The organism is Agriterribacter sp., from assembly GCF_035444585.1.
In the GTDB taxonomy this organism is placed as follows: domain Bacteria; phylum Bacteroidota; class Bacteroidia; order Chitinophagales; family Chitinophagaceae; genus Agriterribacter.
Genome location: NZ_DAOMOZ010000103.1, coordinates 1 through 16,003 on the forward strand (window position 1 = coordinate 1; position 16,003 = coordinate 16,003).

The 16,003-nt window shown below is 44.7% G+C and carries 9 protein-coding genes and 1 tRNA gene; 2 read left to right on the forward strand and 8 right to left on the reverse strand.

The window, feature by feature from the left end; genetic code table 11:
* Positions 1–854 (reverse strand): outer membrane protein assembly factor BamB family protein (locus PLH26_RS12165; RefSeq protein ID WP_324586294.1); only part of this gene is annotated, 854 nt, incomplete at its 3' end.
* A gap of 573 nt (positions 855–1,427) precedes the next feature.
* Here PLH26_RS12165 and PLH26_RS12170 point away from each other — a divergent pair.
* Positions 1,428–3,995: a family 20 glycosylhydrolase gene (locus PLH26_RS12170; protein WP_324586295.1), complete on the forward strand. Its 2,568-nt coding sequence runs from the start codon at positions 1,428–1,430 to the stop codon at positions 3,993–3,995.
* Between the two features lie 292 nt (positions 3,996–4,287).
* Here PLH26_RS12170 and metH read toward each other — a convergent pair whose 3' ends face one another.
* From metH to PLH26_RS12205, 7 genes are all read right to left on the reverse strand, one after another.
* The gene (metH, locus tag PLH26_RS12175) at positions 4,288–6,966 is read right to left on the reverse strand and encodes a methionine synthase (RefSeq protein ID WP_502876386.1); all 2,679 of its coding nucleotides are present in this window, start codon (positions 6,964–6,966) and stop codon (positions 4,288–4,290) included.
* A 146-nt stretch (positions 6,967–7,112) separates the two neighbouring features.
* Complete coding sequence (locus PLH26_RS12180; protein ID WP_324586296.1) at positions 7,113–7,646, reverse strand: ORF6N domain-containing protein; 534 nt, start codon at positions 7,644–7,646, stop codon at positions 7,113–7,115.
* 122 nt (positions 7,647–7,768) lie between these two features.
* Positions 7,769–8,773 (reverse strand): homocysteine S-methyltransferase family protein, encoded by a 1,005-nt coding sequence (locus PLH26_RS12185; RefSeq protein WP_324586297.1) that lies wholly within the window; start codon positions 8,771–8,773, stop codon positions 7,769–7,771.
* Between the two features lie 261 nt (positions 8,774–9,034).
* Positions 9,035–9,652 (reverse strand): recombination mediator RecR, encoded by a 618-nt coding sequence (recR, locus tag PLH26_RS12190; RefSeq protein ID WP_324586298.1) that lies wholly within the window; start codon positions 9,650–9,652, stop codon positions 9,035–9,037.
* Between the two features lie 65 nt (positions 9,653–9,717).
* Entirely contained in the window at positions 9,718–11,160 is a 1,443-nt protein-coding gene (locus PLH26_RS12195; RefSeq protein ID WP_324586299.1) for an Ig-like domain-containing domain, read from the reverse strand.
* 311 nt (positions 11,161–11,471) lie between these two features.
* Positions 11,472–14,615 (reverse strand): ATP-dependent helicase, encoded by a 3,144-nt coding sequence (locus PLH26_RS12200; RefSeq protein ID WP_324586300.1) that lies wholly within the window; start codon positions 14,613–14,615, stop codon positions 11,472–11,474.
* Between the two features lie 297 nt (positions 14,616–14,912).
* Complete coding sequence (locus tag PLH26_RS12205; RefSeq protein WP_324586301.1) at positions 14,913–15,563, reverse strand: tetratricopeptide repeat protein; 651 nt, start codon at positions 15,561–15,563, stop codon at positions 14,913–14,915.
* A 362-nt stretch (positions 15,564–15,925) separates the two neighbouring features.
* On the opposite strand from PLH26_RS12205, the gene PLH26_RS12210 reads away from it, so the two are divergent.
* A tRNA-Arg gene (locus PLH26_RS12210) sits at positions 15,926–15,997 on the forward strand.
* Positions 15,998–16,003 lie beyond the last annotated feature (6 nt).

Below are 16,003 nucleotides of genomic sequence, written 5' to 3' on the forward strand. Positions count from 1 at the left end.
GCTGCGTTCAGGGCTATTACCGAGTTGGCAAACAAGTTCTGCCCTTTACGACCGCCACCAAAGAAATCGGGAGTACAGGAGCCTGTTCCAAAAAAAACCATCCCGCGCTTTTCATCCAAACTAAAACCAGACCAGGTATTAGCGCCTCCCACATTTTTCCAGGTATCTTTTTCCCATGTGTCGTATCCAAATTCTCCGGGTTGCGGTATGGTATGGAATACCCAGGCTTCTTTACCTGTTAGCACATTAAAGGCCCTCACATGCCCCGGTGCGGCGCCTTCCGCCTCGGTAGTCCGTGAACCTAATATCAACAGGTCATCAAAAACAATTCCGGGTGAGGTAACCGTAACGAACAGGTCATCGGGATCGCGATCCAGCCCCTCCCTCAGATCCACAGTTCCCTTCTTACCAAAAGTTGGGATCATTTGCCCGGTTTGGGCATTTAAAGCATACAAATTATGGCCGGCGGTAAAAAGGATCCGCTTATCCTCTCCGCGTTGCCAGTAAGTTACGCCCCTGTTCACATCATAAGGATTGCCTTCTTTAAAAGGATCGAATGTCCACAACATGGCACCGTCGGAGGCTTTAAGAGCAATCACTTTCAATGCGGGTGAGGTTACATACATTACACCATCTACAACAATAGGATTGCACTGTATCGCCGCCCCGGAATCACCGGTATGATAAGTCCATGCAACCTCCAGATCTTTTACATTATTGATATTGACCTGATCCAGGGGCGAATAACAATTGCTTTCAGCGTTTCCTCTTGATACCTGCCACCCGCTTTCCTGCTGCCGGCAGGAAAGCAACGAAACAATAAGAACGGGAATAAGGAATGATCTACATTTCATTTTCAATGGTTTGGCCCCGGCAGGATCATTTGTTCCCGCAAAAGCGTTCCAAGTTTAAAGGAAAATAAATGCTCCGGCAACTTACCCGGCGCTGTCTTTTTCAATTTTGAGCCGGTAAAAAATGCTGAAAAATTGGGTGTTACCCCAAGGTTACTGTCAACGAACCTTCAAAATGTGTACTATGCGAATTTAGGGAGGTTAACCGGATCACCATGTACTCTGCCATGAAAGCGTTTACATATTCCTGTCTATATGAAGGCAGCATTGCCCTGAATATTACTTCTACCGGAGAAGACAGATAAATCTTTGGCGTCATTATCCTTTACAAATACCGTATGGATACAAAGACTATTGCTATAGCCAAAACAAAAAAGTATTTCACCGGGATAATCATTTTCACCTGTTTCGATTACGGGATACCGCAGCCTATATTTACCCGGCTAACAGGTAGCAGGTGCAACCTTGCATCTTTTTTATACATTTGATCGTATTGACAGTTGTTACTGATAGGTATCCGGGGCTAACCAACATTTAAAGAGCCTTTTATTTTAATATCAAGTTTCAATATTCAGCATGCTACGTTTGCTTTTATTCTTTCTTCTTTTTAGCAATATGGTGCCGGCACAAACTACATTGCCGGTTTACCACGACTCCCTGTTTTCCACTTATTATCACCAGCAGTACTCACTCTTCCGCTCACTGCCGCAAACAAAAAACGACATACTTTTCGTGGGTAACAGCATCACGGATGGAAACGAATGGAATGAATTGTTTGACAACAGCAAAATGAAGAACCGCGGCATCAGCGGCGATATCAGCGCAGGGGTCATACACCGGATAGATGAAATAGCAAACAGGAAACCCGAAAAGGTATTTTTGATGATCGGGGTGAATGACCTGGCCAGGAAGATAAAACCAGACAGCGTTGTAAAAAACATTTTACTGATCGCGGCTTATCTGCGGCTGCAGTCGCCTGCAACAAGATTGTATATACAAAGCATTTTGCCGGTGAGCGATGCATACAACATGTTTACCGGGCATACCAGTAAGGAAAAAGAAATCAAACAGGTGAATACACACCTCAAAGACAGCGCCCGCAATTACCGTTACAGTTTTATAGATTTATATCCGGACTTTTGTGATGAGCACGGCAAACTGAAAAAGGAATACAGCAATGATGGGCTTCATCTCACAGGCGGGGGATATTTGCTTTGGAAGCATTTGCTATATGCTTATGCAAATGACCTTGGGAAAAAACCTGCACTCATTCCGGAACCGCAATCCATCACCTGGAAGAAAGGCCTTTTCCCGTTGTTTAAATGCAAAACCATTGTGATCTCCGGCAGTGCATTGCAACAGGAGGCAGAGAAGCTGAAGACATTTTTGCAAAGCAAGGGAATAGCGGCCAACATTACAAGCCAGGGGAGAAGCATTGAACCCTTTATTGAATTGAAGTTAGCCAGGATTGAAACTCCGCAATATGCAAATGAAGCCTATGATCTGAATGTTGATGAAAAAAAAGTAAGCATCCGGGCCAATACAACCCACGGAATTTTTAACGGACTGCAAACATTAATGCAGTTGATGCGTGATGGCAGCATGATTGATGCATGCAGCATTGTTGACTGGCCGGCATTTTGGTGGCGTGGCTATATGATTGATGTGGGTAGAAATTATATGCCGGTTGATTTGCTGAAGGAACAAATTGATGTGATGAGCCGGTATAAGCTCAATGTTTTTCATTTTCATCCAACCGAAGATATTGCATGGCGTATTGCCATTAAACAATATCCTCAACTCACTGCGCCGGAGCACATGCTGCGAAACAAAGGCATGTACTATACTGAATCTGACATTAAAGAATTGATCCAATATTGTAAAGAACGCTACATCAGCTTTGTTCCGGAAATTGATATGCCCGGCCACAGCGCGGCGTTTAAAAGAGCAATGAAAACAGATATGCAAACCGGTACGGGGATGATCTATGTAAAAAACATTCTGAAAGAATTTTGCAAAACCTACGATGTGCCTTACATCCATATTGGCGCTGATGAAGTAAAGATCATCAACAAAAATTTTATTCCCGAAATGACGGCCTTGCTCGAAAGCATGGGAAAAAAAGTTATCGGCTGGCAACCCGGTGGTAATTTTTCAAGCCATACCATCCGACAATTGTGGATGGATGACAGTACCTATCTTTCTCCGGGAAAAGATATTCAGTATATTGACTCAAGGCATTTGTATCTTAATCATTTTGATCCGCTGGAAACCCCCGTCACCATTTTTTACCGAAAAATTGGCAATAAAGAAAAAGGGGATAAGACAACCCCTGGTGGTACACTTTGCACGTGGCACGACAGGGCAGTTGGAAGCTGGACCGATATTTTAAAAATGAATGCTGTTTATCCTGGTATACTTGCGTTTGCAGAGCGAAGCTGGAAAGGCGGAGGTGTGGATGGGTGGACTGCGGTGATAGACAAAGAAAATAAAAACCTGAATTTTCATGAGTTTGAAAACCGCCTGCTGGATCATAAGCAGCAATATTTTTCCGGTAAGCCTTTCCCGTACGTACGACAAACATATATGGACTGGGATTTTTATGGTCCTTATGATAATGGCGGAGACTTTGCAAAACAATTTGCTCCTGAACTTAAAACCTTTAACACATCAGAAACCCGGCCTCTTTTTAGTGGAGTTGGAGGAACAATTGTGTTGCGTCACTGGTGGGCGCCAAAAATCAAAGGCATGCTTGACAGCGCCAAAGAAAATACCACATGGTATGCAAAAACTAAAGTGTGGAGCCCTTTGGATACCGTGCAGCATTTTTGGATTGGTTTCAACAATCTTTCCCGCTCACCTGCTACCGATTCACCGCCGGTTGGTGCATGGGACAACAAAGGCAGTGCGGTATGGGTAAATGGACAATTGATCGCGGCGCCACAATGGGCACGTGGCGGACAAAAAGGCAATGCCGAAATTCCTTTGATTGATGAAGGATATGAATACCGAACCCCGGCAAAAATCTTTTTAAAGCAGGGCTGGAACGATGTGCTGATCAAAGCTCCGGTTGGAAGTTTTAAAGGAAATGACTGGCAGAATCCCGTGAAGTGGATGTTTACGTTTGTGCAAATCCCCTTTTGAGTGCATGGAGTAAGGTTTTTCCTGAAATTACATTGACAACTGCTATACGCAGTCTCCGATTTCGTATAACTGCTATACGAAGTGTCCCACTTCGTATAGTTTATGTTCTCCCGGGACTTCGTCCCGGAAAACTGATCCTTTACTTCCTGAACTGGACCAGTGAAAAGAAACTGGGAGACAGCGTCTCCCAAAAACATAGCGGGTACGAAGTCCGGAGACTTCATACAGCGGAGGTTTAAAAAAACACATACAGCGGGGTTTCCAGGCTTCCAAAAGGTTGGAAACCCTCTGTTCATTCCAGCACCGGTCTCAGCCATCTTTGCATTTCTTCTTCACTAAAACCGCTTCGTTTTACATAATCATCAAACTGATCAGGTTGTATCTTTCCCACGCCAAAATACTGGCTCTGCGGATTACTGAAATACCAGCCGCATACCGATGAGGCAGGATACATGGCCAAGGATTCCGTAAGCCGGATGCCCGTTGCCTCTTCGCCTCCCAGCAGGCTAAACAACTTATATTTTTCTAAGTGATCCGGACAGGCTGGATAGCCGGGCGCCGGCCGTATGCCCTGGTATTTTTCTTTGATCAGGTCTTCATTGGTCAACGCTTCGTCTTTTACATAACCCCAGAACTCTTTTCTTGTGCGCTGGTGCAAACATTCGGCAAAGGCTTCCACCAGGCGGTCGCACAAGGCCTGCATGGTTATTTTATTATAGTCATCATGCTCCGCTTCAAATTTTTTGATATAAGGTTCTATTCCTTTTATGGTAACCGAAAAAGCACCGATATAGTCCTGCACGCCGGTAGTTTGCGGAGCAATAAAATCTGCCAGTGACAGGTTAGGCTGCCCGGGCGCTTTTTTTATTTGCTGTCGCAGGGACTCCAGGTATACCGGTAATTCACCGTTTTTTACTTCAATGGTATCGGGCTCAGTGGTATTGGCCTGCCAGAAGCCTATTACTCCCTGGGCCACAAGTCCTTTTTCGCCAATAACCTGATCCAGCAGGGCATTGGCATCGTTGTACAATTTTGTAGCTTCCACGCCTACTTTTTCATCGGTTAATATTTGCGGGAAATTGCCATGCAGTTCCCATGCTATAAAAAACGGCTTCCAGTCTATATACTGCCGTATTTCACTGAGATCATACTCTGCAAATATTTTTGTACCGGTAAAAGAAGGCACGGAAGCAACATAGTTTTCCCAATCAACTTTTACTTTATTGTCCTGCGCAGCCTCGTAGGAAATGTATTGCTTTACGGGCTTTTTATTTTCGAAATCGGTCTTGAGTTTCTGGTATTCCGCATGAATATTTTTGAGGAAATTTTCTTTTTGTTCATTCAGCAATGCGCCTGCCACCGTTACGCTCCTGCTGGCATCCAGCACATGCACCACACCATTGTCGTACTGGGGCGCTATTTTAACTGCGGTGTGCATACGCGAAGTAGTAGCTCCGCCAATCAGCAACGGCAGGTTCATGCCGCGGCGTTTCATTTCATGCGCCACATGCACCATTTCATCGAGCGATGGTGTAATTAAGCCGCTCACGCCAACCATGGCAGCGCCGCACTTCACTGCTTCATCCAAAATTTTATCCGTAGGCACCATTACGCCAAGGTCTTTAATATTATAGCCGTTGCAGCCCAAAACCACCCCTACTATATTTTTACCGATGTCGTGCACATCTCCCTTAACCGTAGCCAGCAAAATGGTTGGCGCATCCGATACTTCCGATTTTTCGGCTTCTATATAAGGCGTAAGTATGGCCACCGACTTTTTCATCACTCTCGCCGATTTCACCACCTGAGGCAAAAACATTTTACCCGCACCAAATAAGTCGCCTACTACGTTCATGCCATCCATCAGCGGACCTTCAATAACATCCAAAGGGCGGGGATACTTCAGGCGGGCTTCTTCCGTATCAATATCAATAAAATCGGTAATGCCGTTCACCAGCGAATGGGTAAGCCGCTCCTCAACAGAGCCATTGCGCCAGGCATTATCCTTCACCACTTCTTTTCCTTTTGCTTTCACCGTTTCGGCAAAAGCGATCAGTTTTTCGGTGGCTTCATTGTTATCATTGTTGCGGTTCAGTATCACGTCTTCGCATAACTGCCGCAAATGGGGATCTATCTCATCATACACTACCAGTTGCCCGGCATTTACAATACCCATATCCATACCGGCCTTAATGGCATGGTATAAAAAAACGGCATGCATAGCTTCCCTTACATGATCGTTACCACGAAAAGAAAAGGATACATTGCTTACGCCACCGCTCACTTTGGTAAGCGGCATCAGGCGCTTTATTTCTTTTGTAGCCTCAACAAAATCAACCGCGTAGTTATTGTGCTCTTCAATGCCGGTGGCGATGGCAAAAATGTTAGGGTCAAAGATGATGTCCTGCGGGTCGTATCCTACTTTTTGCGTAAGTATTTCATATGCCTTATGGCTTATCTGTACCTTTCTTTCTTTGGTATCTGCCTGTCCCTGCTCATCAAAAGCCATTACAATGACCGCAGCGCCGAACATCTTGCATATTTCCGCCTGGCGGATGAATTTCTCTTCTCCTTCCTTCATGGAAATGGAGTTAACAATACACTTTCCCTGCACGCATTTTAAGCCCGCTTCAATGATCTCAAACTTGGAAGAATCAATCATGACGGGGATCTTAGCGATATCGGGCTCGCTTTGCAGCAGGTTAAGAAAGGTAGTCATGGCCTTTACGCCCTCCAGCATGGCGTCATCCATGTTCACATCCAGCACCTGGGCGCCGTTCTCCACCTGCTGCCGGGCAACGCTCAGGGCTTCTTCATACTTACCTTCCCGCACCAAACGGGCGAATTTTTTGGAGCCGGTAACATTGGTGCGCTCACCCACATTAACAAAATTGGTTTCCGGGCGAAGCACCAGGGGTTCCAGTCCCGACAAACGGAGATACGGTTTTATAACTACAGGTTCAGACATCATTGTTTGTTTTGCTGTTAGCTGGGGGCTTTAAGCTATCGGCTTTTGGCTTTGTACGATCTGCCATGAGCGGACAGTCGTGAGCTTTAGCTTTCATTGCCAGCCCGGGGTCGCAAATTGCGGACCCAGGCCTGGTGCTTTCCTTACTTTTATTTATTACCAGGGATCTTAAAACCAATTGGCTGTCTTGGTTTTTCTTCCCCTACCAGTAAATTTTTCAATACTTTAAAAATAGCCTGTACTTCCTCATCTTTCTTCGCCAGCGCCTGCTCTATTTTTTCCATTTTCATCCAGAGGTCTTTATTGTCCAGTATAAGTTGCCGCATTCTTGTATATACCCGTACAATCCGGATATTTACTTGAATAGCCTGCTCAGACCTCAGGACAGATGAAAGCATCGCTACACCATGCTCCGTAAATGCACGAGGCATTTTCCGGGTTCCTCCCCAACTTGATATCGCATTTTGCGATATCAAGTTTTTAAACTCATTTTCAGTAAGTTGAAACATAAAATCTTCAGGGAATCGCAGAATATTTCTTTTAACCGCTTCATTTAGCCGTGAAGTAGGAACTCCATACATTTCTGCCAGATCTTTATCCAGCATTACTTTACTACCACGCACCACATAAATTTTCTGCACAATGTCATTGTCCGTAACAGCGATTGATCCCGGTGTTTTCATATACTTTGTTCTTGGTTAGCTTATTTATAGTACCCTGATCGTTTCTTCCTCATTAAGCGCCCAAATCCATTTCCACACTTTCACATTTCCCTCCATTTTCAAATTTTCAAATTGCCTCATTTTCAAATTAACTCCTCCTCCACCACCGGCAGCACTCTGGGCTTTAATGCTCTTACGCTATCCGCTATATGCTTAATATGCCCTGGCGTGGTACCGCAACAGCCGCCCACTATGTTCACAAATCCTTTCTCTGCCCATTCTTCCAGGAAATGCGCCGTTTCGTGCGGCGCTTCATCATATTCTCCCATAGCGTTGGGCAGACCGGCATTGGGATATGCCGAAACATAACAGAATGCTATCTGCGACAACTCTTCTATGTGTGACCGCATTTCCTTTGCACCCAGCGCGCAATTCAGCCCTACACTGAGCGGATTTGCATGCATTACCGAAGTATAAAAAGCCTCTAAGGTTTGTCCACTGAGTGTACGTCCCGAAGCATCGGTAATGGTACCGCTGATCATGATCTCCGCAGGTTGTAACTGCGGATGATCGTGGTAAAATTGCTTTATAGCATAAATGGCAGCCTTGGCATTGAGCGTATCAAAAATGGTTTCAACCAATAGTATATCAACGCCTCCATCAGCCAAACCTTTTACCTGCTCGTAATATGCGGCCACCACCTGGTCGAACGTTACCGCCCTGAAGCCGGGGTTGTTTACATCCGGAGACAGGCTGAGGGTTTTATTCAACGGGCCTATAGCGCCAGCTACCCAGGCTTCTTTGCCCGATAGCCGTACCGCTTCTTTAGCACATTGTACTGCAGCCACATTCAATTCGTAGGCCAGCGATTGCATGTCATAATCGGCCTGGGCTATTGCCGTGCTGCTGAAGGTATTGGTTTCAATAATATCGGCACCGGCGGCTAAATACTGCTTATGGATTTCGGTAATGATCTGCGGCTGTGTGATGCTAAGCAGATCATTATTGCCTTTTACATCGGAGGGCCAGTCTTTAAACCGTTCGCCACGATAATCGGCTTCTGTGAGCTTATGCTGTTGTATCATGGTGCCCATAGCGCCGTCTATCACCAGGATGCGCTGTTGCAATGCGGTTCTTATATCGCTCATATTTTTCCCTCCTGTGCTTTTTATACATGCATTGCATTATGCTCACCATAGTTGCAGGCGCTGAAGTGTGCGACGCAACAGGAGATACATAGCAGCAATGCAGCCGGTATCAAAAAAATTGTACTAAACTTTAAAACGTTGGGAAACCGTAGCGGGAGTTTCTTATCGTTTATTAGTTCAGTTTTTAACCAGGCTGAACAATAAACAAATCGGCCTGAATGTGGGCGCAAATGTACAACAGTATGCTGAAAATAAAAAGTATTAGTGCGAGACGTACTTTTCTACCGGCATCCGGTTTTGCAAGCTCCTGCCCAGCGTAAGCTCATCGGCATATTCCAGCTCACCGCCAAACGAAATACCCCGGGCAATGGTAGTAACCCTTACTTTGAAAGGTTCAATTTTCTTCTGTATATAGTAAATAGTGGTGTCGCCCTGTATATTGGGGCTAAGCGCAAAGATCACTTCTTCCACACCGCCGCTTTGTATACGCTCCAAAAGTGTTTCAATATGCAACTGGTCGGGTCCAACACCATCCAGCGGTGAAATAATACCACCCAAAACATGATATAGTCCGTTGTATTGCCGGGTACTTTCCAGGGCAATAACATCGCGTATGGTTTCCACCACGCAAATGATCTCTTTTTTGCGGGAAGGATTACCGCAGATATTACAAATGCTGCTATCGGAAATATTATGGCAAACCGTACAAAACAGCACTTCTTTTTTCATCCGGTTAATAGTATCGCTGAACTGCTGAACCGCTTCGGGACTTTGCTTAATGAGATGTAATACCAACCGCAGCGCCGTTTTTTTGCCGATACCGGGCAAACGGGCAAATTCGTTGACTGCATTTTCAAGTAAGGAAGAAGAAATTTGCATGAGGCAAAGATATAATAAGTTACAGGGTGCAGGGTACAGGTTGCAGGCACAGGGTACAGGTGTCTTTATTCGGTTAGCACGTCACCGGGGGGATGTGGTGGAAGTTCAATAGTGATTTCATTATCCCAGTTTGGCCGCACTGTATATTTTTCTCCGTCGGAAACGATTTTCTCCGGCTGGAGCTTCTCCCAGTAATTACCGGTATCCCATTTACCGTTGCTATTGCGGTCGTACAGAATGCGGATCTCATAATCACCGGGGTGGAACAATGCAAAATTTACTTCCCTGCCGGCTACAGGCTGCGATCTTTCTATTTTATCGGCCTTATAAAAAATCAATACAATATGATGGGCAGTATCCAGGTTCTGCAGCCGTAATTTTAAACTGCCGTAATCGCTGCTCTTTTTGGTTTTGAACCGTACGGTGTCTGCCTTTGCCAGTTCCGTGCCGGAAGAGTCTCTGGCTATATCTTTTTCCAATACCAGCAAAAAGTCCTGTTCTTCCTTCCAGGGATAGGTAAGGGTAAAAGATTTATTTAAAGAATCCGCCTTAAGGCTATAGCCGCTTACAGGTGTGAACAGGGTATCGGTAAAATGAAATTTGGTGCTGTCGAATGATTGCAGCGGTTCACTGAAAGTAAGTGTGAGGTCACCCAGCAGGTCCTGCTGGTTGCTTTCGAGACTGGTACTGTAGCTGAGCTTTTTTTCTTTTTTTGCAGGAGCTGCTTTTGTAGTAGCCCCGGCTCTTGTGCCCCCCGGCTTTTGTACTTCGGGTTCTTCTGCAAAAGCATACAATACCGGGTGTATATTATTATCGTCAATGGTTAATGTACTATCGTAAAAGGCAAACAGGTCGCTGCCACGCATATACATTTTTTGTCCGCCCTGGTCCTTCAAAGCAAAAATATTATAGCGGCCGGGAGCAATATTATTGAAAATAAAACGGCCCGAACTGTCTAACCGTGTAAAATACCTCGGCTTTTCCTTTGATACCACTGAATCTTCGAAATGGCGGTGAAGCATTACGATCAGTGTACTGTCGACCCGGCCGGTTTCAGCTATAACTACCTTTCCCGACAGGGTACTGCTGTCAATATAGCTGCCGGTAGAAAAGATGTAAGTGAACTGCGGTGCAGGGTTGCCTTCATTAATATCTTTCAGCGATTTTCCAAAATTGATGCTATAGGTCGTGTTTTCTTCCAGGGTGTCTCTTATGCGAATGGTAACCTCTTTCAACCTGGCTTCAATGAGCGGAGATACTTTGGGCACAGGAGAAATGATCAATTGTTCTTCCAACCTGTCTAACTGAACATATTCATCAAAAGTGAGGGTTATTTTATTGCCTGTAAAATGAAGCGTTGAATCTTTGGGCAGGGCGCCAAGCATTACGGGCGGAAGCGAATCCCTTGGTCCGCCGGTAGGTGGTATGATCTGGGCGCAACCCGATGTAAATACAAGCAGCTTATAAAAGAGCACTGTAACAATAACGGCAGAGAGAACTTTCTTCATTGATGTTTGCTTATGCCTTTCCAATCTGCAAACTTAGCAGGTTTGCGGCTATTGCCGGCTATTGTTTTATTAATAATGACTTAAAATATGAGCTTTCAGCAGTCAGCCATGAGCCGTCAGATAAGGGTGTAAGATAAAAATTACTTACGATAGGCTTTGACATCCACACTCTTTCACATCCCACTTTTCACAATTCACTACTCACGTTACTGCAGCTATGGGCTACGAGCCTTGAGCTATGGGTTATCAGTTGACACAGCTTCTCCCTTTCACCATTCATCTTTCACTATTCACTACTCACTACTCACTACTCACTCTTCACCACCATCTTCCGCTTCCAGTGTATGAAGCGCCACGGCAAGATCATTGGTTTTTACAAAATTGCACCAGTCGCAGTCGGGCTTTCCGCAGCCGGTTTTGAACTCCCGGTTCTGTATTTTCTGCCAGGTAGCAACAATTTGCTGCGTTACCGTTGTAATGTCAGCCTCAGTTACTTCTACCAGTTCGGTTTTGTATACTTCACCAACCGGTTCAATAAAGTCAAACTCGGTGCTTATCACTTTCCAGTCGTGCGTTTTATCATTGTCCATCAAGATCTTATAAAAAACTGCCTGTCGCCAGTAATCGCCGCCGTTGGGTTCTTTTTCATTTGGCCGCACCAGCTTCTTTCTGGCATTTTCATATTTCCCGGTTTTATAATCCACTACATTTACCAGCCTGCCATTGAATTCCAGTTTATCGAGCTTGCCGTTTACCGGTACATGCTGAACTGTAACATTCCGTACGGGTTTTTCTACTACAATGATCTTATTCCATTTATCAATATAGTGATCGTAATAAGCAGGTAAAATTTTTTCACCATAAGCTGTTTTCAATTTAAAAGCTTCGGGTGTAAAAGCTTCCCGGTTGTTTTTCATATACCAGTAAAAATCCGCAAGTAAATCTTCTTTGGGAAGAAATACATTACCATTCTCTTTCATCTTTATAAAAAGCCGCTCAATCGCCCAATGGATAGCGCTTCCGAAGGCCATGTTCTCATTTTTGGCTGCCGGTACGCGTATAAGATTCTGGTAATAAAACTTCAGGGGACAATTCAGATAATTGTTGAGATGGGTAACGCTCATGGTATAGCGCTTCATGATCTCGTCAATATAGGCCGCCTCTACCAGTTCGATCTCGGGCTTTGCCTTTTCTTTAAAGCGTTGCTGCAAATAACCTGCCATTACAATATCGGGCACAGCTTTGCTGATAAGCTGCAATGAGCCGGCTTCGAGTAATTCTGTAATAAAAGTGCTCCTGGTTTGCTCCTTATCTTTTTCATCTTTTACCGCATACGATATATGTAAGTGCGTTTTGGCGCGGGTGAGTGCCACATAAAACAAACGCCTGCTTTCTTCGATCCCGGGTGGTGCCACGCTGTTGCTTACAAGGTTGTCCGGCATTTTGTACAACCTGTTACCCTGCCTGTTGTTGTCGTCCCAGATTTTTTGTGTGCAGCCAATCACAAACACATGCGCATACTCCGATCCTTTGGCGCCGTGGGCAGTTACCATATTCACACCTTCATCGTTTGCGGTAATTTTGTATAATGGTATGGGAAGCCGGTTAGCCTTCATCTTCTCTATATTATCTAACCACTCCTTCAAACTTATACCGGGATTTCGATGGCTCTCCTCTTTCAAATGATCGAACAACGCGTTCAACACCTGCATCAGCCAGGGCTTTTCGGGGCTTTGCATAACACAGGAAAGCACCCCGGCTTTTTGAATGACCATCTCCAGCAATTGCTGCACTGTACTGTTTTGCGAAGCTTTCAGCAGGGCTTCGAGCGTATCGCTGATCTCTCTTACAGATTGTCCGTTAGGCTGGTTAAACAGATCGGCTTTGGGCAGCGCTGTTTCGGCCATCATGCGGCGTAATGAAAACACATCTTCTTTGGTTGCCTTATTTTTTGCATTCACCGCAATGGTCAGCTTTGCGATCTCAAGCGGGTGCAGCGTAAAGAAACTGCTGTGCAGAAGCAGGAATAAGATATCATCAGCACTATAAGGAATGTACTTTTCCCTTTCGACCCACTGTAATATCAACAACAGGTTTTGAATAAAAGGCAGTTCCAGTATATCAACCTTCTTCTTCGCGTTCACCGGTATCTGTTTTCCTTCAAGCATGGAAGCAATCGTTTCTACCTGTGCATGGTTACGGTAGATCACTGCTATTTCTTTTCCTTTTACCCCATGTTGCAAAAGCTTTTCTATTTGTATGGTAACGTCAATGCCTTCCTGACCGGTGTTTGCATATTCAACAAGGATGGGTTCTGCCGCAATATCTTTTATTGCAGGATTAGATGAAAGGAGGGGACTGTCATCTTTCTTAAGCCGGCCGGTGTTGTAAAGAATAAGCTTATTTGCGGCATTTAATATGGGAGCAGCAGAGCGATAGTTGTTAACCAGTTCAATTGTAGTGAGATGATTTTTGTGCCGTTCTTCAAATGCCCTGATATTTTCAACATTTGCATCCTGGAAGGAAAAAATGCCCTGGTCGGGGTCTCCTACCACAAAGAGATTGGGAACCTCCCAATAGCCTGTAAGTTTTTGAAGCAATAAGTTTTGGGAACGGCTCGTATCCTGGAACTCGTCTACCAGGAAATACAAAAAACGCTCCTGGTAGTCGAGCAAAAGATCATTGTTTTTCTTAAACGCGTTCAGCACCCACAATATCATGTCATCAAAATTATACCGCCCGGCAGCCGTCATCATCTCATTGTATTGCGGATAGAGGTTTGCCGCGGCCCGCAGGATCTCCATTTTTTCCGTTTCATCGGCAATGGCTGCCGGCCTGGGGTCGTTAGCATTGAATTCTTTGTATTTCTTCTTATAAAAAAAACCTTCCTTAACGGGCAGCTCCTTTATATAAGCATCAATTCTTTCATTCAGATATTCCGGCGTCCACGCTTCTTTCTTCATCAGGCTGAACAATGATCTCAGCCTGTCCTTTTCATAATAAATATCCCCGCGAAAACGCTTCAATTTATTGTCTGCGGGAATAGAATCTATTAGCCGGTAAAACAGGTCTATTTCTTCAAGATCACCTATGGGAGAAAGGTTGAGTTTGCCGAAATATGTGAGATTGTCCTGTATCACCTCATTACAAAAAGAATGAAAAGTGTGTATGCGGATACCGTATGCAGCGCTGCCAATGATACGCAGAAGGCGGTTGCGCATTTCCACGGCACCATTGTCGGTATAGGTTAAACAGAGTATATTATTGGGATTGATATCTGTTTGTCTTAAAATATTGGCTATACGCAGTGCCAGCACCTGCGTTTTACCTGTTCCCGGTCCTGCATCTACCAAAACGGCACCCTCTATCGTATCCACAGCCTTGCGTTGCTGTTCGTTCAGCTTATTGTATTCTTCCCTGAACTTTATGTGCAGTTTTTCTTTTACAAATGACATGAGCCAAAGTTAATGAATGAATAAATGTTCCGTTTCAAAGGTTTACTAATACTGAACTTATTGTATATAACCGCTTTGTAGTATTGGCGGAGATACCTGTTTGCGATAAATTTACCTGGTTGAGTTGAACACTTCAGCCGTTGTACCAATTGAATAGCACGAGCCACTTTAGGAGCGCTAACATGCCATAACTCATAATAATTCCCTAAAGTAAAACTGTTTTTCCGCAAAAAAGCCGCATCATTACTGTTTGCGGCTTTCTTATACGTTTTTACCAAACAACGGAACCGGTTTGTGTTATCCGGGTATCCTGCTGATGTATTTTTCAATTTGTTTGATCTGGTCTACCACCTGCGATGTTGTGGGCTTAAGCTCTTTTGCCCGGCGAAAATAATCCTTGGCGGCGCGGAATTCTCTTTTATTGATAAATATCTGGCACATTTGCAGGTAGGCGGCAGCCGTATTTTCTTTGTCGGGCAATCCAACCCGGATGGCTTTTCGGATGTATTCTTCCGCCTGTCTCATATTGCTTTTTTGCATGGCTATGGTACCCAACTGGAAATAAGCCGCTCCTTCGGTTTCCTTCATGGGCATGCCCAGGCTCAGGCTTTTTTTCATCATGGTTTCAGCTCCATCAAAATCCTGTTTGAACATGGCCAGGTTCGATTTCAAAAAATAGTATACACTGCGAACGGGTTTGATGAGCAGGTTGGGAAAACGGATGGAATCCAGTATTTTCTGTGCACCGTCAATGTCCCCTTCTTCCATATATCCCTGTATCAAACGCATGGGGCCAAAGAGGAAATGGCTCACTATGGCTACCAGCGCAATAAAATATAAGGCAAATGCGGGCCAAAATCCTGAATAAAAATTTACCACAACAGCCAATGCCAGCGCTAAAAAACCCAGGGGCAGCCTGTATTTGATGATCAGAGTGTAGAACTTCATACGCACACTTTAGGGGTGCAAAGATAAGGAAGGGGAACGGGAAAGATAAAGAAATATGAGGTTGCGTCGATCATCGGGGTTTAATCTTTGGCATCGTTGATCTCGAGCCAATAACCATCAGGGTCACAGAAATAAATTTGTTTAACTCCATCCACACGGTTGGTCACCGCATTTTTTTCATAATGTTTCCATTTGAAAAGGAAAGATAATCACTAAAACTGTTACTTTTGCAACCCAATTAAATCTTTGGCCCCGTAGTTCAATGCCCGCCCGGCAGAACGCCGTTCGGACGGGGATAGAATAGGAGTTTCGGCTACAGAGGAAGTTAACAGGATGGTTTCAAAGGCGTATAAAAGATAATTGGCCCCGTAGTTCAATGGATAGAATAGAAGTTTCCTAAACTTTAGATACAGGTTCGATTCCTGTCGGGGCTACAAAGT

What these genes read in the sequence shown, in the direction of transcription:
- PLH26_RS12195 (WP_324586299.1), bottom strand. Translation starts at nt 11,160, where the DNA reads ATGAAGAAAGTTCTCTCTGCCGTTATTGTTACAGTGCTCTTTTATAAG.
- PLH26_RS12180 (WP_324586296.1), bottom strand. Translation starts at nt 7,646, where the DNA reads ATGAAAACACCGGGATCAATCGCTGTTACGGACAATGACATTGTGCAG.
- recR (WP_324586298.1), bottom strand. Translation starts at nt 9,652, where the DNA reads ATGCAAATTTCTTCTTCCTTACTTGAAAATGCAGTCAACGAATTTGCC.
- PLH26_RS12185 (WP_324586297.1), bottom strand. Translation starts at nt 8,773, where the DNA reads ATGAGCGATATAAGAACCGCATTGCAACAGCGCATCCTGGTGATAGAC.
- PLH26_RS12205 (WP_324586301.1), bottom strand. Translation starts at nt 15,563, where the DNA reads ATGAAGTTCTACACTCTGATCATCAAATACAGGCTGCCCCTGGGTTTT.
- PLH26_RS12170 (WP_324586295.1), top strand. Translation starts at nt 1,428, where the DNA reads ATGCTACGTTTGCTTTTATTCTTTCTTCTTTTTAGCAATATGGTGCCG.
- PLH26_RS12200 (WP_324586300.1), bottom strand. Translation starts at nt 14,615, where the DNA reads ATGTCATTTGTAAAAGAAAAACTGCACATAAAGTTCAGGGAAGAATAC.
- metH (WP_502876386.1), bottom strand. Translation starts at nt 6,966, where the DNA reads ATGATGTCTGAACCTGTAGTTATAAAACCGTATCTCCGTTTGTCGGGA.